The 17,005-nt window shown below is 58.6% G+C and carries 13 protein-coding genes and 1 riboswitch; of the genes, 3 read left to right on the top strand and 10 right to left on the bottom strand.

The window, feature by feature from the left end:
* Positions 1-49: 49 nt before the first annotated feature.
* Positions 50-245: riboswitch (cobalamin riboswitch) on the bottom strand.
* Positions 246-342: 97 nt separating this feature from the next.
* The 8 genes from GL286_RS18750 to GL286_RS18715 form a co-directional block, all read right to left on the bottom strand.
* The gene (locus GL286_RS18750; RefSeq protein ID WP_155097107.1) at positions 343-1,842 is read right to left on the bottom strand and encodes an aldehyde dehydrogenase; all 1,500 of its coding nucleotides are present in this window, start codon (positions 1,840-1,842) and stop codon (positions 343-345) included.
* Between the two features lie 22 nt (positions 1,843-1,864).
* Entirely contained in the window at positions 1,865-2,650 is a 786-nt protein-coding gene (locus GL286_RS18745; protein ID WP_155097106.1) for an ABC transporter permease, read from the bottom strand.
* Between the two features lie 16 nt (positions 2,651-2,666).
* The gene (locus GL286_RS18740; RefSeq protein WP_155097105.1) at positions 2,667-3,533 is read right to left on the bottom strand and encodes an ABC transporter permease; all 867 of its coding nucleotides are present in this window, start codon (positions 3,531-3,533) and stop codon (positions 2,667-2,669) included.
* Positions 3,530-4,615, bottom strand: a complete 1,086-nt coding sequence (locus GL286_RS18735; protein ID WP_155097104.1) for an ABC transporter ATP-binding protein — start codon at positions 4,613-4,615, stop codon at positions 3,530-3,532. The genes GL286_RS18740 and GL286_RS18735 overlap by 4 nt, the downstream gene beginning before the upstream one ends.
* 75 nt (positions 4,616-4,690) lie before the next feature.
* A complete protein-coding gene (locus tag GL286_RS18730; protein ID WP_246185027.1) occupies positions 4,691-5,749 on the bottom strand; it encodes an ABC transporter substrate-binding protein in 1,059 nt (352 codons plus the stop codon).
* A 4-nt stretch (positions 5,750-5,753) separates the two neighbouring features.
* Positions 5,754-7,082 carry a sigma-54-dependent Fis family transcriptional regulator gene (locus GL286_RS18725; protein ID WP_155097103.1) on the bottom strand — a complete coding sequence of 443 codons (1,329 nt, stop codon included), beginning with the start codon at positions 7,080-7,082 and terminating at the stop codon, positions 5,754-5,756.
* A complete protein-coding gene (locus GL286_RS18720) occupies positions 7,079-8,224 on the bottom strand; it encodes a PAS domain-containing protein (protein WP_155097102.1) in 1,146 nt (381 codons plus the stop codon). Before GL286_RS18720 ends, GL286_RS18725 begins: the two co-directional genes overlap by 4 nt.
* 290 nt (positions 8,225-8,514) lie before the next feature.
* Positions 8,515-8,754, bottom strand: coding sequence for a DUF1127 domain-containing protein (locus GL286_RS18715; RefSeq protein ID WP_155097101.1), 240 nt, complete (start codon positions 8,752-8,754; stop codon positions 8,515-8,517).
* Between the two features lie 324 nt (positions 8,755-9,078).
* Here GL286_RS18715 and GL286_RS18710 point away from each other — a divergent pair, with 324 nt between their 5' ends.
* Positions 9,079-10,044 carry a mannonate dehydratase gene (locus tag GL286_RS18710; protein WP_155097100.1) on the top strand — a complete coding sequence of 322 codons (966 nt, stop codon included), beginning with the start codon at positions 9,079-9,081 and terminating at the stop codon, positions 10,042-10,044.
* Positions 10,045-10,136: 92 nt separating this feature from the next.
* Here the strand turns inward: GL286_RS18710 and GL286_RS18705 are convergent, their stop codons facing one another.
* Together GL286_RS18705 and GL286_RS18700 are read right to left on the bottom strand one after the other, a co-directional pair.
* Positions 10,137-11,243: an AI-2E family transporter gene (locus GL286_RS18705; RefSeq protein WP_211596422.1), complete on the bottom strand. Its 1,107-nt coding sequence runs from the start codon at positions 11,241-11,243 to the stop codon at positions 10,137-10,139.
* A 72-nt stretch (positions 11,244-11,315) separates the two neighbouring features.
* Complete coding sequence (locus tag GL286_RS18700; protein WP_155097098.1) at positions 11,316-12,413, bottom strand: porin; 1,098 nt, start codon at positions 12,411-12,413, stop codon at positions 11,316-11,318.
* Positions 12,414-13,357: 944 nt separating this feature from the next.
* Here GL286_RS18700 and GL286_RS18695 point away from each other — a divergent pair.
* Both GL286_RS18695 and GL286_RS18690 read left to right on the top strand, forming a co-directional pair.
* The gene (locus GL286_RS18695) at positions 13,358-15,010 is read left to right on the top strand and encodes a bifunctional aspartate transaminase/aspartate 4-decarboxylase (protein ID WP_155097097.1); all 1,653 of its coding nucleotides are present in this window, start codon (positions 13,358-13,360) and stop codon (positions 15,008-15,010) included.
* Between the two features lie 199 nt (positions 15,011-15,209).
* Positions 15,210-16,691: a M81 family metallopeptidase gene (locus tag GL286_RS18690; RefSeq protein ID WP_155097096.1), complete on the top strand. Its 1,482-nt coding sequence runs from the start codon at positions 15,210-15,212 to the stop codon at positions 16,689-16,691.
* The last annotated feature ends 314 nt before the right edge of the window (positions 16,692-17,005 follow it).

Raw genomic sequence — 17,005 nt, 5'->3', positions numbered from 1 at the left:
AATGTCAGCGAGAAACATCAGCCACCTCCCCGGACACCCCGTCCGGTACGCTTGGTTACATGCGTCGGCAGGTCTCCTGACTGGCGAGTCAACGCGGGATACGACCTTCCCATGGCGGTGCCACAGTGGCTTATTCGTATCCTGCTCGTCGCCTACAGTTGCGGGGGCAGTTCCGGTTCGAGGCAGCGATACCCCGACGGATTCCCTTTCAATTCCTTGCGGAAACCGACAAGGCGGCTTTAGTGGCTGGAAAATGTTCTGGCAAGCGCCAAACGGCGTGACGGACCAGCGGATTGCCCGCCGCAGATCATATGCCTGCGGCGGGCCAAGGAGCGGATCAGGTCAGCCCAGATTGATCCAGACGGATTTGGTCTGGGTATATTGGGTCAGCGCCTCAAGGCATTTGTCGCGGCCATTGCCGGTCTGTTTGTAGCCGCCCCAGATCGAGGTCATGTCGCCATGGTCGAAGCAATTGACCCAGCAAACGCCCGCTTCCATTTCCTGCGCAAAGCGGTGCGCCTTGGTCAGGTCGCGGGTCCAGACCGAGGCCGCTAGGCCGTAAATCGAGTCATTCGCAATCGCCAGCGCATCATCCAGCCCATCCACCGACAGGATCGTGGCAACGGGGCCAAAGATTTCCTCGCGCGCGATGGTCATGCCGCCATTCACGCCGGTGAACAGCGTGGGTTCGACAAAGGCCCCAGCCGACAGATGCGAAGGCGCGCCGCCGCCGAACGCCAGTCGCGCGCCCTCGGTTTTACCTTTGGTGATAAAGCCCATGACGCGATCGCGATGCTCGGCGGTGACCAGCGGGCCCATCGTGGTCGAGGGGTCCAGCGGGTCGCCCAAAACAAAGTTCTGCTTGGTGATTTCGGTGAATTTCTCGACAAACGCATCATGCAGGCTGCGCTCGACAAGGATGCGCGAACCGGCGTTGCAGACCTCGCCTTGGTTGCCATAGATACCGTTCACCGCATAGGTCGCGACGGTGTCCAGATCGTCCCAATCGCCCAGAACGATCTGCGGGGTCTTGCCGCCGCATTCGGTCGAGACGCGCTTCATGTTCGACTGACCGGCATAGATCATCAAGAGCTTGCCGACTTCCGTCGAGCCGGTGAAGGCGATTTTGTCCACATCCATATGCAGGGCCAGTGCCTTGCCTGCTTCCTCGCCCAGACCATGAACGACGTTAAGCACGCCCGCGAGGCCGCCTGCCTCGATGAACAGTTCCGCCAGTAGACCCGCCGACAAGGGCGATTGCTCGGCAGGTTTCAGCACGACCGAGTTGCCGGTGACCAGCGCCGGACCCAGTTTCCACGCTGCCATCATCAGCGGATAGTTCCACGGGGTGATGATGCCGACGACACCCAAAGGCTGGCGCAGGATGTAATGCAGCGCAGAAGGATCGGTCGCCGTCACGGTGCCTTCGATCTTGTCGGCGGTTTCGGCGAAATATTTCAGCGACATGACCGATCCGGGCACGTCGATATGCAGCATGTCCGACACCGGCTTGCCCATGTCGAGGCTGTCGAGGACGGCGAATTCCTCGGCATTGGCGGCGATCAGGGCCGAGAATTTCTCGAGCACGGCCAGACGGTCGCGCGGTGCCATGCGCGACCACGCGCCCGAGCGGAAGGTCTTGCGGGCGACGGCGACGGCGCGGTCGATCTCGGCCTGGCCACCACGGGCGACGGTGGCAAGCGGCTGGCCGGTGGCGGGGTTGATCGTCTCGAACACGCGTCCGTCGGCGGACGGGACGTAGGCGCCGTCAATGAAATGCTGGGTGCGCAGCTTCAGCTTGGCGGCGCGGGCGTGCCAGAAATCGCGGCTGTATTCGGTCATTGTCAGGTTCTCCCTTGTAGTATTACTGGTTCCGGTCGCGCAGCAGGCGAACCGAGAAGATGATGATGAGGATCGAGGCCGCGACGATCATAGTGCCGATGGCGTTGATCTCGGGGGTGATGCCGCGCCGCAGGGTCGAATAGATGTAGATCGGCAGCGTCACGTCGCGACCGGTCAGGAAATAAGTGACCGGAATCTCGTCAAAGGACAGCGTGAAACATAAAAGCGCCGAGCCGATCACGGAGCTGCGGATGGATGGCAGCGTTACCATCCAGAAGGTCGCGATGGGGCGCACGCCCAGATCCGCCGAGGCTTCCAGCAGGCGCGGGTTCAGACGCTCCAGACGGGCCAGAACCTGCGAGACGACAATCCCCATCAGCGCGGTGGCATGGCCGATGATGACTGCGCCGAGGCTTTGGGGAATGCCGATCTGCTTGTAAAAGTTCAGCATGGCGATGCCGGTCACGATCCCCGGCAGGCTGAGCGGCAGGATCAGGGTGTTCTGGAACAGCCGTTTGCCCGGAAAGTCATAGCGGTGCAGTGCCAGCGCCGCTAGCACGCCCACTACGACCGAGATGAGCGTCGCGAACAGCGCCACATAAAGGCTGTTGCCCAAGGCTGTCAGCATCTGGGAATTGGCCAGAACCCGTTGATACCAGTGCCATGTGAAGCCCGACAGCGGAAAGGATGTGACCTTGCTGTCGTTGAACGAGAACATGACCAGCACGACGATCGGCAGATACAGGAACAGCAGTACGGCAACCGCGAAGCCGACCAGCCCTTTCTGCCACAGGAGAAGTTTGTTCATTTCCGTCTTCCTATGGTTACAGGGTGATCCGCGCGGTCCGGTCAAGGCGCGAGGAAAGCCACAGGATCGCCATCACCAACAGCAGCACCAGCGTGGCCAAGGCCGATCCAAGCGGCCAGTTCAGCGCGGCTCCGAACTGGTTTTGCAGCACGTTCGCGATCATGGTGCCGTCCGGTCCTCCGACCAGAACGGGGGCGACGAAATCGCCGAAGGTCAGGCAGAAGGTCACCGTCGCGCCCGCCAGAATCCCGCCCCACGACAAGGGCAGCACGACCTTCAGGAAAGTGCCGAACGGGCCGATGCCCAGATCCTCGGATGCCTCGATCAGGTTGCGCGGAATGTTTTCCAGCGACGAAAAGATCGGCATGACCATGAAAGGAATGAAGATATAGGTTAAAGTAATGACCATAGCGGTCTGGTTATAAAGAAAAATATCCAAAGGCGCGTCAATCAGGCCCAGCGATTGAAGGAACGAGTTCAGAACTCCGTTGGTGCCAAGGATCGTTTTCCAGGTATATGCCCGCAGCAGGTAGGACACCCAAAGCGGCACGATCACCATCAGATACATCAGGTTGCGTAAACCCGGAGAGCGGACCGTGAAGGCCAGCAGATAGGCCAGCGGATAGCCCAGAATGGTCGCCAGCACCGTGACGCAGGCGGCAATCTTGGCCGTGCGCAGGATGACCCCGATATATTGCGGATCGGTGAAGATCTGGGCGTAATTCGCGAACTGGAAATCCGGCACGAAGGTCGGGTATTTACGCAGCCAAAAGCCTACCGAGATCATGATCAGATAGGGCACGATCAGCAGCAACAGGCTCCAGATCAAAGGCAGCGAGAACAGCGCCAGAAAGCCCGGCGCGTTGCGGCGGTCCAGCTTCATGATGCCTCCGCAGGGAACAGCATCACGTCTTTGGGCGCGATCGACAGCGTGACATCAGCGCCATGGGTAAGTTTTTCGCCGCCTGTCAGGCCGACGCGCTGGACCTGAACGGACAGCCGCGCGGAGCTGCCTGTCGGTATGACCTCCAACCTGATGCGGTCGCCCTGAAAATTGACCTCGGTGATCCGGCAAGGAATGGTGTTTTCGCCAGGCCCAAGGCGCAGCGCCTCGGGGCGCAGGGCCGCGACCAGTGGCGCACCAGTCGCAAATCCCCGACCGTCACGCGCGATGCCTTGCAACCGGATGCCTCCGGCCAGCTCGATCCGGTGCAATTCGCCGTCGCGGGTGACATGCGTGGCGTCGATCAGGTTGCTGCCGCCGATGAAGTCTGCGACGTAAGGGCTTGCCGGAGCGTCATAAAGTTCCTCTGGGCGCCCGATCTGCCTGATCTTGCCCGACTGCATGACGACGATGCGATCCGACATGCTCATCGCCTCGCCCTGATCGTGGGTCACCATCAGGAAGGCGATGCCCAATTCTCGGTGGATGCGCTTGAGTTCGATCTGCATCCCCTCGCGCAGCTTCACATCCAGCGCGGACAGGGGTTCGTCCAGCAGCAGGACGCGCGGACGGCGCACGATGGCGCGCGCCATGGCGACGCGTTGTTTCTGGCCGCCCGAAAGCTGGTGCGGATTGCGGTCGCGCAATGCGCCCAGACCGACAAGGTCGAGCGCGTCACTAACCTGCCCGGCGACCGTGGGATCGCGCCGGTTCAACCCGTAGGCGATGTTTTCGGCCACGGTCATGTGCGGAAACAGCGCGTAGTCCTGAAAAACGGTGTTTACGGGCCGCAGATAGGCGGCGGATTCGGTCATGTCCCGACCGTCGATCTGGATCCGGCCCGAGGTCGCATGTTCAAAACCGCCGATCAGGCGCAGCGTCGTGGTCTTGCCGCAACCCGAGGGTCCGAGAAGCGTCACGAATTCGCCCTCGGCAAGGGTCAGGTCGGTGCGCTCGAGCGCCCGGAAAGTGCCATAGTTTTTGGTGACGCCGTCCAGCGTCACGATGGGTCGGGCAGCCATGCGCAGTCCTTGGAATATTGAGTTCGGGACTTCCCCGGCAGTAACCGATCCGCCGGGGAAGACGGTGCGGGCCGGTTACGGAGCGGCCTTCACCGCGTTCCAGACCTCGATATACTTGTCGAGGCGCGCGGGTTGTTCCCACATGATCAGACTTTTCACGAAGTCGATGTTGCCAACCTGACGGTCTTTTTTCATGGCGTCGTCCATGCAGCCCGCCACTGCGGCGGGGTTGACCGGAAAGTACCCGGTCGCAGCCGCGATCGCGCATTGACCCTCGGCGGCTTGCATATAGGCCATGAACTTGTAGGCGCAATCCTCGTTCGGGGTGTCCTTGACCAGCATCATCGAATCCATCCAGCCCTCGGATTTTTCCTTGGGCGAGAACTCGACGACCTCGAAGCCCTTTTTCAGCGCGTTCACGTCCTTGCTGGTCAGGCCTGTCCAAGTGTTCGAGGCGTAGACCTCGTCATTTGCCATAAGTTCGGTCAACTCGCCTGCCGAGGTCCAGTACTTGCGGACCAGCGGCTTCTGCTCGATCAGCTTGGCCTTGACGGCGTCGAGCTGTTCGTCGCTGAGGTCATAGATGTTGTTGTAGCCGAGATAGCGGGCCGCCCAATAGATCGACGATTTATCGTCCCACATCGAGATCTTGCCCGTATAGGCCGGATCGAAAAGGATGCCGATGGAATCTGGCGTGCCCTGGATCTTGTCGGGTCGGTACAGCAGCGACACAGAACCCCAGATCAGGGGAACGCCCCAGACCGAGCCATCCGCGTTCAGCGAGGCCGCCTTAGAGAACTCGGGATAGATCGTGTCGAATCCCGTCACCTTCGCAGTCTCGATGGGCTGGACGAAACCGGCCTGTTGCAGGACAGGAACCGCATCGAGCGACGGCACAACGATGTCATAGACCCCGCCGCCCGCTGCCAGCTTCGGCGCGAAGTCGTCGTTCGAGCCGACATAGGTCGCGGTGACCTTGCAGCTTGTCGCGGCCTCGAAGGGGCCGGTGATCTCGGGCGTGGCATAACCTTCCCAGGTGAGCAGGTTCAATTCGGAAGCCTGGATCGCGCCCGCCATGCAGGACAGGATCGTGCTGCCAAGCACGAGATGGTGCAAGGCCTTGGATTTCAGCATATGTTTACTCCTTGTCGGTGTTGGTTGTGCGCGATCTTCCGGTTTTCCGGATTAGGGTCGCGACATCTATTCCGAGCGCCTTGGCGGCGCTTCTTTTGCTTTTGTGGTGACTTAGGGCTTCGCGGATCACCGCATCCTCGAAGGATTGCACCTGACTGCGCAAATCTCCGTCCGAGGGCTGGATGGGCAAGCCCGGAGGCGTGACGAAATCCTCGCTGGTGGCCTGCCGTTCGGCGGAAGCAGAGGCATGGGCCAGAATGTTTTCCAACTCGCGGATATTGCCGGGGAAATCATAGTTGAGCAGTTGCTGGCGGAATGCCGGAGATAGCGATAGCGCCGGACTGCGGCGACGGTTGATCCGTGCCAGAAGGCCATCGGTCAGGGCAGAGATCATGTCGGGCTCGTCCCGCAACGACGGCAATGTCACCTTGACCGCTGCGATCCGGTAAAACAGATCGGCCCTGAACCCACCTTTGGCCACCAGAGCCCCCAGGTCGCAGCTGGCCGCGCTGACCAGACGCGCTCCGCCGAGTTCGGGTGCGTTTTCCAGCACGGCGAGCAAGCGGGCCTGCAATGCCGGCGCAAGGTCGTCGATGTGATCCAGAAACAATGTCCCTTTGGACGCCGCTTCGACCAGACCTTGCCTGCGACCAGTAGGGCCGTCCTGGCCCAGCATTTCAGTGGTAAAGTTGGCTTCGGTCAGGCTGCCGCAAATGACGTGGACCAAAGGGCGATCCGATGCGCTGCCTGCTAGGCGGCGGATGAAAGCCGTCTTCCCCGTGCCGGTTTCACCAGCAACCAGAAGCGGGAAGCCCTCGGCCAAGGCTTTTCTCGCGCGACGTTCGGCATCGGTATGCGCCGGAGAGGCGACATGATCCGACCCGATTGCGGCCCGCTCCTCGGCCAGAAAACGAAAAGTTCCGCCCGAATTGCCCGTCGCAAGATCGGCGGGTGTCAGGACCAGAAGCGCGCCATATGGCGTACCTTCGGCAGAGCGTAGGATCGACAGCATACCGCTGACATTCGCCTGACCCGCGACCTTGCCGCGCCCTTCGAATCTTTGCAGACGGGTCAACGCGGTGGCGACTCCCTGCAACAGATCGTCGCCGGTCCGGCCATATCGGGTCAGATCCGTGCCCAGAAGCCCTGCCCTGCTGATCGAAAGCAAACGCTCGAATGCGACGTTCACCAGCCTGATCCGCCCGTCGAGCTCCAGAAAGGCGGTCGCGTTCGGCAATCCGTTCAGGAACAGGGCAAACTCCGAGCCGTCGATGAAGGCAGGCCGCGCCCGCCCGTTGCCATTCTTCGGCGCGGACGGCGAATAGAATTTCATGCGACCGCCCTTTCCTTGCGCGAGCGGCTGCGGTGGGGCCGGGCCGTCACCACAAGCTGTCCACCCGGCCCGTCGCTGAATGCCACACGCAGAAGCCAGCCTTTTGGGCTGCCCTCGGCATCGGGCATGGTCATCGCGATTTCGTCGGTGTTGCGGGATAAAGCCGCGATCCGCAGCGTTTGAAAGGCGCTCGAGGTTTTCGCGACATCGTCAAACGCACGACCAAGCAGATTGGCCGAGGAAAACGCCTCATCCGCCGCCGGATTTGCCGCAAGCACGAAACCGTCGGCCGAAAGCAGCAGAACGGGATCGGGCAATGCGCCCAGAATATCGCGCATCTTGTCGGCGCGGTCGGTCAGATCCTGCTCACGCGCCCGATTTGCGCTGATGTCGCGAACCGTGCCCCAGAGCCGCACCAGATGTCCGTCCGAGATACGCGCGCGGAAATCGTTTTCCACCAGAATGGCATCGCCATTGTGGCGCTGGTCGATTGCGACGGCCCCATCCAACCGATAACCCGCGCGGATCAGGTCGCGGACCATCTCGCGGTTGACGGGGGTATCAGGGAAATATCGTGCGACCGGCTGATCGTTGAAATCCAACCCATCCGGCACCGAATATAGCTGGGCCATGGCGCGGTTGCAGGCCCGCCACGAAGCCGCATTGTTGAAAACTTGTTCAATGACAGCGTCTTCGGGTCGTGTGACGTCAACCGGCTCGGTGAACTCGATGCACCAATAGGCCTCGCGGGCTTCGCCGATCATGCCCGACAGGATTTCCACCCGTTCGACCACTTCGTCATGTAGCGAAAGAGCCTGTGCGCTGAGCGGCAGCTTATAGATGAGCCATCCCGTTTCGGTCCGCTTGATGGTCGCTACGACCGGATGTTCGACTTCGTCGCGGTCAATCATCCAAAGCGGCACCGAGGACAGGGATTTGGCCTCTCCGCCCAGCATATCCAGCAAAAACTCGACCGAGTCGGCGGAATACATGTCGCCAAGCGATGGCAATTTCTTCGCATCCGGGGGAAGGCCCAGAAACTGCGATTGCGCCGGATTGACCTCGACGACCGCACCTTCAAGATCGATGTGATCTATCAGGACCGGCAGTTCGGAGACTGAAGAATAGGTTGCACCCGGCATATTGTGAGTTCCACTGTTGCAGATCTCACTCCATGAGGTTTCGCGATCCCGCGCAAAGATAATTGTTAGGAATTAAAAGTTGCAACGCAGAATTGCTGCAGTTCAGCTTATGTTGCTGCAAATTTGCAGCGCTAATGTTTGGGCAGACATTAATGGCTGGTCAGGCGATGGCGGAAGGGGATCATACCGGCGCCCCGCGACGCTATCTGGTTCAACCAGCCCGCGGTTCATGTCGAAGCGCGGGCCAGGTTGATTGGAAGCGTTCTGCCTCCATTCACAGTTCCGGACGATCAGCCGGCGAGGTACTTCTCGGCAGCTTGGCGACCGGCAAGTTCTGCAACACGGCGAACGTCGTAGCGGCTCAGACCCAGATCGGCGAGTTCGCGGTCGGTGGTCATGCCAAGTTCGTCAAGCGTGCGACGCTCGATCCGGCGGCCAACGAAATAGGCTTTGATCCGACGCGTGATGCTGTCGTTATGGGCCGCTTTGATCTGGCTGCGGCCAAGGCTTGCAAGTGCTGCTCCGTTCATCTTCGTACTCCTTTTGATTGCGCTACCAACATAGATGCTGCAGTGCGGCATGAGCAGGCCCATTGTCGGCAAAACAGCTATGCACGCAGGTTGTAACCCGGCCAATTTCATAATGTTAACGAGGCGAAGCGCGGCAGGATGTGTGAAAAGCGGGCAGGACAACTCTAAAATTGGGGCGCGATACGCACGCCACCGGTCGGGGCATGAAAATCAAACGCCACGCCGTCGCAACCGGACTTGTCGGTGGAAAAGCCCGACCAACTTGACATGCCATCCCGCTGGTCACACTCGTTATGCGGGGAAAATCATTTCAGGGAGGAAACGATGTATCTCGGAACCCAACTTCCGGCGCGCGGTGACGATGACTACCGGGTTATGAAGCAGCTGGGCGTCGACCACATCTGCGCGGACCCGAAAGGAAGCTGGCTAGATTGGGATCTGGGGCGTCTGACGCAATTCCGAGAGCATATCGAAAGCTTCGGATTGACCTTGGACATGATCCAGCTGCCGCTCGCCTCGGTACCGGTGGACCGCGCGTTGTGCCCCGATATCATGTTGGCCGGACCCGAGCGTGACCGGCAGATCGACGGCATTTGCAGATTGATCGAAAATTGCGCTGCCGCCGGGATTCCGTCGGTGAAATATAATTTCAACTATATCGGCATTCCCCGCAGTCCGCATGAACAGGGCCGAGGTGGCGCGATGGCCGAGGCGTTCCGTTGGGAACGGATGGATCAATCCGAACCGGGACCAGCAGGTGAAATTGCCGAAGAGGTTATCTGGAGCCGCATCGACTATTTCCTGTCCCGCGTCGTCCCTGTCGCCGAGGCAGCCAATATCCGGCTGGCCTGCCACCCGCATGACCCTGCAACTCCGCCCGGTTACAAGGGTGTGACCCGCGTTCTGGGGACGGTCGAAGGGATGAAGCGGTTCGTTTCAATGTATGAAAGTCCGGTTCACGGGCTGAATTTTTGTATCGGCACTTTGGGAGAGATGCTGGAAGACGTTTCCGAAGTGCCTGCCATCACCCGTTGGTTCGGCGAGCGAGGTAAGATCATGAACATCCACTTCCGCAATATCGCAGGTGGGCGTTATTCATTCCGCGAGACCCTGCCCGACGAGGGAGACATCGACATGCCTGCGGTTATGGATGCGCTGCGCGATACCGGATACCGGTATATGGTCATGCCCGACCACGCGCCAAAGCTATCGGGCGAGAACGAACGCGGCGTCGCATTCGCGTTCTGCTACGGCTACATCGCTGCATTGTTGCAAGAGCGCAGGTCTTGATCGGCCCGACATTCCCATTGCGATGGAGACCGTACGAAATGCGTAGGAACGGGCTTGGCCGAGCTGACGGGTACTTCCCGCGTGGTGCGGCGTCACTCTTGTGGCGGGGCTTTGTCTGATGTACCGGGCGTAATGTGCGGCGGGGGCTCGACCGGATGCATCACCCATGTCAGCAGCAGATCGTAGAAGACCGCCAACACGACAGGACCAAGAAAAAGGCCGATCAGGCCGAATGACAACGTCCCTCCGATAACGCCGATGAATATGACGATCGTCGGCGTCGAAAGTCCTCGTGCCATAAGCAAGGGCTTCAGCACGTTATCCATGAAGGTCAGCGGCACAAGCACAGAGGTCAAAAGCAATGCGTGTGCAGTCGGCATGGTCAGCCAGCACCAGACCAGCACGGGCAGTACGACCAATCCCGGCCCGATTTGCAGGATGCACAAGATCAGAATGATGAAGCCGAGCAATCCTGCGCTGGAGACCCCCGCGAATTGCAGGACGATGCTGATCAGGATCGATTGCAACAGCGCAACGCCAACCACTCCGCGCGATACGTTGCGGATCGTGACCGTCGCCAGATCGACAAATTTCTCTCCGCGTGGGGCAACTATGCGAGCCGCAATCCGACGGCCCCAGATCGCAAGTTCCGGACCGTTCAGGACCAGAATACCAGACACGATGATCGCGACCATGAACTTGACCAGATCAAAGCCGATCGACGAAAACAGATATAGCAAATGCTTGCCCAGCGGAGCCAGCACCTCGCGAAAGCGCAGGACCAGCCCCTCGAGATTGGTCGTGGCCAGTGACCAGAGCGCGACGATCTTCTCTCCGATCAGCGGAAGCGCAGACAGGCTTTCCGGTGGCGTTGGGAGTTTGAGATTGCCGCCATTGATATGGGATATCAGGCGATGGGTCGACTCGACCAGACTGGCGGCCAGTGCGGCGACGGGGCCGATGACGACCGCCAGCATGGCCAAGGTCAGGATAAATGCCGCAAGTTTGCGTCTGCCCCTCAGGCAATTGGAAAGCCATGTGTGAATGGGGGCCAAGGCCACTGCCAGTACCATGGCCCAGACCAGAATAGGCAGGAACGGCCGGACCAGAGTCAGCGCCAGCACGATGAACAGTCCCAGCAAAATGAGACGGATGACCAGATCGGTCACCCGCGCATCTATCTGATCCCGGTTGTCCAAAGGTGCCTCCCCCATGATCGTTCCTTTTCAGACGCGACCGGTTAAACGGACAACCGGGATTATATGTAGGCCTTAGAACTTCCAGTTCGCGCCGACCAGCAGCGAACTCAGGTCCTGATAATCAGCACCGCTATTGTCGGCGAACTCGTATTTCCGATAGCCCATATAGGCATCCATATTCAGATCGTCGAAGCTTTGAACCGCCTGAACGCCCCATGATTTGGAGTCCGAGTCGGCAATTTGGTAATCCGAACCATCATAGTAATCCACCGACAGCGCAGTTTTACCATAATTGTTGACGTCGCCGCTCCAACCGGCTTTCACATAGCCATAATTGCCACCGTCTTTCTGATCGCCCGCCGAAACGGTCAGGTTCAATCCGGTCGGAACATGCATCATGGAAGCCGAAGCAATCACTTGCTCGGTCGTTTCTTCGGCATCTTTCCACGCATAGCCAAGACCCGCGTCAAGCTTGACCACGTCGTTTGCAAGGCTGTAGCGCAAGGCAACGTCGTAATATTTGGCATCGTCATCCTCGGCGAGGATTTCTTCGCCATATGCGGCCGAAACCTTGAAGCCCGAGAACTCGGGGGTGTCATAACGGACACGGAAGCGACGATCGCCATCGAAATCCTTGAACGCATCCGAAATCGTGATGCCGGACAAGGCCGAGCCGTTCCGGAACTCATAGCCACCCGAGGCGTCCGCAAGACCGACATAGCCGACAATGCCGGTACCGGAATTGTCGATTTCGGCCGCGCCATCGGTCGCCATGCTGCCTTGGCCGAACCAGACTGCACCGAAGTTGCCCGAATAGACCCCCTCGAATTTCCGCAGGCTCGTCCGCCGCCAATCAAGATCAGCGCCATGATTGTACTGGCTGGTGTCCGAGGTCGATTTCAGACCCAAAGCGGTTTCGACGTTGAAGCGAAGCGTATTCGCTCCCATCGGAACGTCGATCCAGAAGCCGAGGCGGCTGCCCGAGTTCCCGTTATCGACGAAATCGTCATAGGATTTTTCTCCGTCGTCGACCCTTTGATAGGTCGAGTTCAGTTGGCCATAGAATGTGGCGGTCGCGCCGGACGGATGGGTGAAAGTCAGATTATCTGCCAATGCTGGCAAAGCGGACAGGCATAAGCCCGGAGCCAAGAGAAGCAACTTTGGTTTCATTCCCGTATCTCCTGATATGTTGCACAGTGCCGATCAGGCACCAGGGTCTGAATAGGAAGCGTCAAAGCAAGCGTGCTCAGGATCGGGGAATGAACCGACCCGACTGCGTCGACTGAATTAAGCGCAGGGTGCCTTAACGTACGGTATTTGCGACAATCAATGCGTCACAATCGCCCGCCTTCGGGATGGCAATGTGGGGTGTGGCATGCAGCCATTGTAGCCGCGATCATGCGAGCGTTGGCTGGGCAAGCACGACGATCATTTCCGGTAACAACATGCGATAAACGACGTATGGTATTGTTATAAAGACTAAAAATATGAAAATGATTGATCGCTCAGCGATCATTGTGACCTAAGATTAGATATATCTTCGTCTTGAGATGCGCTATCTGCCTTTAAGAATGCGACTAGCGCCGTGACGCCGCATCGTGATCCAGCGATACTGGCAAAGCAACAAACCCCAACGTCGGACGTTGGCGCTGGTTCATCCGCGTCCATAGTCCGGATCGGGCATTTCGGGTCGGCCGGTCTGCAAAGGACGTCAGCCCCTGAGCGAGTCCGAAACCGTCACTCAGGTCCGGAGGCAATAGGACAAAAACAGCGTGGGAATGCAATGTGGCGTCGGGCAATTCTCGCTGCGCAAGGATTCGCGCGTTATTACTGATTTGTCTGTTGCTTTCGGCAGCACAAGCTTTCATCGTCAGCATGGACGAGGGATTGAAGAACTCGGCACTTCCTATTCCCGATCAATCGCGCGGTGGCTTTGCTCCTTAGACAACACCGGAAAAATCCGCGTTCCGTGACGGGCCTCGGCATTGTCGCTCCGACGGTGCGGTGAATGGCGTGGGCAACGGGGCGTGAGCTAACCTGTTTCGAATAACCAGACGACAAGCCATCTTCTGACGACTCGACATGACCTGCCATCACTTTCAATGAGGTTAGACATGGACAGACAATATTTCGAAAGCATCTCGGTGCTCAGCCCGTTCGAGATCAAGGATGAGTTGATCAAGCTGGCCCGAAAAGGGGCCGAGAAATCCTCGAAACTGTTCCTGAACGCCGGCCGAGGCAACCCGAACTGGATCGCGACAAGGGCGCGAGGCGCCTATTTCCTGCTGGGACAGTTTGCGCTGACCGAAGCGCGCCGCAGCTATGACGACCCCAAGGCGGGTGTCGCGGGCATGCCGCCGCGGGATGGCTGTCACGCCAGATTTGTCGCGTGGACGAAAAAGCAGATCGCGAACGCGAAGGGCTGGGACGAAGAAGAGAACGGCGAACTTCCCGCCAAGACCTTGGCTGATGCAGTCGAATTCGCGATCAAGAAGTTTGACTTCAATCCCGATGCATTTGTCCATGAACTGACCGACTCGATTATCGGCGACAACTATCCGGTTCCTGATCGGGCGCTTTATCACAACGAGATCATCACGCATGAGTATCTGATGTGGGCGATGTGTGCGGGCCACCGGCCGGACGCGAAGTTCGACCTTTATCCGGTCGAAGGCGGCACCGCAGCGATGTGTTACATTTTCAAGGCATTGAAAAATCAAAGACTTCTGAATGCTGGCGACACGATTGCCTTGGGCACTCCGATTTTCACGCCTTACCTCGAGATGCCCGAGCTTGAGGATTACGGGCTGCACGTCACCCGCATGAGCGCCGAGCAGGAGGACAAGTTCCAGTTCACGGATTTCGATTTCGAGACACTGGCGGATCCCAAGGTCAAAGCGCTGTTCCTTGTGAACCCCGGCAACCCCTCGGCAACGGCGATGACGTCCGAGGCGATCAGTCGTCTGGTCAATTTCGTCAAAACCCGCCGCCCCGACCTGATGATCCTGACGGACGATGTTTACGGCACATTTGTCCCCAATTTTGAATCGATCATGGGTCACCTGCCGCGCAATACGATCGGGGTCTATTCGTTCTCGAAATATTTCGGCTGCACCGGTTGGCGTCTGGGAGTGATCTCGGTCGCGCAGGACAACATATTCGACGAGCGCATCCAGTCCCATCCCGAGGAACTGCTCAAGGTCATTGATGCCCGTTACATTGCGCTGACGCCCGAGCCGCGCAAGGTGAAGTTCATCGACCGCATCGTCGCCGATAGCCGCGATGTCGCGCTGAACCATACGGCGGGGCTGTCGTTGCCCCAGCAAGCGATGATGACGATGTTCGGTCTGGTCGAATTGATGGATGAGGCCAAAATCTATCAAGAGGCTTGCATCAATATCTGCGTACAGCGCTTCAACAACCTTGTCGAAGCAATGGGCGTCGAGGTCGATGTCGGCCATTATTTCGACTATTACTACGGCATAATCGACTTTGCATTCTGGCTGCGGAAATACGCGAACGAGGATATCGTCGATTGGGTCAAGGCCAATATCCACCCGCTCGATATTCCGTTCCGGTTGGCCGAGGATCACGGCATCGTGCTGCTGAACGGCTCGGGCTTTGCGGCGCCCGACTGGTCGGCGCGTGTGTCTTTTGCCAACCTGAACGACGACGCCTATTCCGAAATCGGTCGGGCGGTTCGCTCGATTGCCCGTGGCTATGTGCAAGCCTACCAAGCGGCGAACGGCATGAAGATTACCGGATAAATCGTTAGACGGGCGCGGCCAAGGCCTTTGCGGAAAGGCCTCAAGCCGCGCCAACTGAGTTTCGGAAATTCTCGTTTCGCAAACTCAAACTTGTTGACTGGTCGACAACGTTCCGCATGATCTGTGAGAACAAGCAGACATCTAGCGGTTACCAATTGCTTTCGACCTATAGCATTAATGCTCTCTTAACTGGCTGCTGATGCGGATCTTTACAGCGTCGCTCGCAACCGAAACAAATACCTTCTCACCGGTTCCCACCGACCTGCAGGCCTTTCACGCGGGATTTTACGCACCACCCGGCGAGCATCCCGATACCCCTACCCTATGTTCGTCGGTGGTCCCGATCCTGCGTCGTCGGGGCCGCATCGAAGGTTTCGAGGTGATCGAGGGAACCTCATGCTGGGCCGAGCCCGCCGGCCTGATCCAACGACAGACCTATGAAACCTTGCGTGACCAGATTCTGGCGGAATTGACAGCCGCGATGCCGGTTGATGCCGTGATACTAGGCCTGCATGGCGCGATGGTTGCCCAAGGCTATGATGACCCCGAGGGCGACCTGCTGCAACGTATCCGTGATCTGGTCGGCACTGATGTGCTGATCTCGGCCGAGTTCGATCCGCATAGCCATTTGACCGCCGAACGCGTCCGCAATCTGGATCTAATGGCGGCTTTTCTGGAGTTTCCGCATACCGATTTCGAAGAACGTGGCGAGCATGTCGTCGAATTGTCCCTGAAGGCGTTGCGCGGCCAGATCCGGCCGGTGATTTCGACATTCGATTGCCAGATGATCACGATCTATCCGACGAGCCGCGAGCCGATGCGGTCATTCGTCGACCGATTGAGCAAGATGCAGGGACAAGGCGGCGTATTGTCGATCTCGGTCATTCACGGGTTCATGGCTGGCGATGTCGCCGATATGGGTACCCGCATTGTCGTGGTAACCGACGGCGATAAACCGACCGGAGAGGCGCTTGCCAGACAACTCGGCCACGAACTTTACGCAATGCGCCACGATACCGCGATGCCGATGTTCGATACCGAAACGGGGCTGGACCACGCCCTATCCTTGCGGGCAGAGCAACCGCAATTGCCGGTGGTGATCGCAGATGTGTGGGACAATCCCGGTGGCGGGGTGGCAGGAGACGCCACTCATATTCTGCGCCGGATGCTGGAGCGTGATTTTCATAACTTTGCGGTAGCGACTCTTTGGGACCCGATCGCGGTCGGGTTCTGTCATGCTGCCGGTGAAGGTGCGCAGTTAGATATCCGCGTCGGTGGAAAATCTACAGGGCTTGGGGGCGAGCCGTTGGACCTGCGCGTCACAGTGATGCGCGTTTTGGATCAGGGTTGGCAGAGTTTTCGCAACAGTCGCGTCAGCCTTGGTCGCGTTGCTGTTATCCGTCCTGTTGGATCGGATACGGATATTATCCTGATCAGCAATCGCAGCCAGACCTATGAGCCGGATATATTCAGCAATCTCGGCATCGATTTCGCCGACAAGGCCTATCTTCTGGTGAAATCGACTAACCATTTCCACGCTGGCTTTGCACCGGTGGCGTCGGACATCGTCTACATCGCCGCTCCGACCTCCTATCCTACAGATCCGGCCAAAACGCTCTATCGCAAGGCCAGTCCGAAGCTATGGCCACGGGTCACCGATCCGCTGGGTCTGGATCCCTGATCTGTCCTCAATCCCGTGGTTGGCAGGAAACCCGGTTAGCTCAATAATTCTCGTATCCGGCTGAAAGGCTAAACCCATCAAACTGCGTCAACTGTAGATATATGGCAAATCCCGAGGTGTCGGAAACAAATCGGGACAGATAATCCCTAGGCTCAGATGGGATATCCGGCTTGCGTCCCATTTCCTTTTCCGGGTGTCATGAGGTGCTGCGCTTCGGGCTGATGGTAGAACGTGGTCTGTGAGAAGCAGCCACACGCATCAGGTAGGAAGCGCAGCATGCAGTATGGTGCCGACTTGGATGTGTCGGTAAAAGT

It is taken from the genome of Paracoccus aestuariivivens (assembly GCF_009711225.1).
Classification (GTDB): Bacteria; Pseudomonadota; Alphaproteobacteria; order Rhodobacterales; family Rhodobacteraceae; genus Paracoccus; species Paracoccus aestuariivivens.
This window is presented reverse-complemented; position numbering and strand designations above follow the sequence as displayed.

Bases quoted from the DNA above. Each gene is read 5' to 3' on its own strand.
- GL286_RS18750 (WP_155097107.1), bottom strand. From the start codon at position 1,842: ATGACCGAATACAGCCGCGATTTCTGGCACGCCCGCGCCGCCAAGCTG.
- GL286_RS18745 (WP_155097106.1), bottom strand. From the start codon at position 2,650: ATGAACAAACTTCTCCTGTGGCAGAAAGGGCTGGTCGGCTTCGCGGTT.
- GL286_RS18740 (WP_155097105.1), bottom strand. From the start codon at position 3,533: ATGAAGCTGGACCGCCGCAACGCGCCGGGCTTTCTGGCGCTGTTCTCG.
- GL286_RS18735 (WP_155097104.1), bottom strand. From the start codon at position 4,615: ATGGCTGCCCGACCCATCGTGACGCTGGACGGCGTCACCAAAAACTAT.
- GL286_RS18730 (WP_246185027.1), bottom strand. From the start codon at position 5,749: ATGCTGAAATCCAAGGCCTTGCACCATCTCGTGCTTGGCAGCACGATC.
- GL286_RS18725 (WP_155097103.1), bottom strand. From the start codon at position 7,082: ATGAAATTCTATTCGCCGTCCGCGCCGAAGAATGGCAACGGGCGGGCG.
- GL286_RS18720 (WP_155097102.1), bottom strand. From the start codon at position 8,224: ATGCCGGGTGCAACCTATTCTTCAGTCTCCGAACTGCCGGTCCTGATA.
- GL286_RS18715 (WP_155097101.1), bottom strand. From the start codon at position 8,754: ATGAACGGAGCAGCACTTGCAAGCCTTGGCCGCAGCCAGATCAAAGCG.
- GL286_RS18710 (WP_155097100.1), top strand. From the start codon at position 9,079: ATGTATCTCGGAACCCAACTTCCGGCGCGCGGTGACGATGACTACCGG.
- GL286_RS18700 (WP_155097098.1), bottom strand. From the start codon at position 12,413: ATGAAACCAAAGTTGCTTCTCTTGGCTCCGGGCTTATGCCTGTCCGCT.
- GL286_RS18695 (WP_155097097.1), top strand. From the start codon at position 13,358: ATGGACAGACAATATTTCGAAAGCATCTCGGTGCTCAGCCCGTTCGAG.
- GL286_RS18690 (WP_155097096.1), top strand. From the start codon at position 15,210: ATGCGGATCTTTACAGCGTCGCTCGCAACCGAAACAAATACCTTCTCA.